This window comes from Pseudoduganella buxea, from assembly GCF_009720835.1.
In the GTDB taxonomy this organism is placed as follows: Bacteria; Pseudomonadota; Gammaproteobacteria; order Burkholderiales; family Burkholderiaceae_D; genus Rugamonas; species Rugamonas buxea.
Genome location: NZ_WNKZ01000328.1, coordinates 1 through 255 on the forward strand (window position 1 = coordinate 1; position 255 = coordinate 255).

1 pseudogene is annotated in these 255 nt (G+C 62.0%); it reads left to right on the forward strand.

Annotated features, from left to right (window positions below):
- A pseudogene (locus GM672_RS30320) lies at window positions 1-255 on the forward strand (IS1595 family transposase); the annotation flags it as partial.

The window sequence follows — 255 nt, forward strand, 5'->3', positions numbered from 1 at the left end:
GCGAGAAATGGTTGCCGTTCCTGCAGTGCATGTTGGGTTCGATGACGGTACGGGCCGCAGCCGAATCCACCGGCATCCACCGCAACACCAGTTTTCGCTGGCGTCACCGTTTTCTTGCCATGGCCAAGGACGACCGGCCCAAACCCTTGAGCGGCATCGTCGAGGCGGACGAAACATATTTGCTGGAATCGCAGAAGGGATCGCGTCACATGACGCGTCCTCCTCGGCGGCGCGGCGGCCACGCCAAAAAGCGCG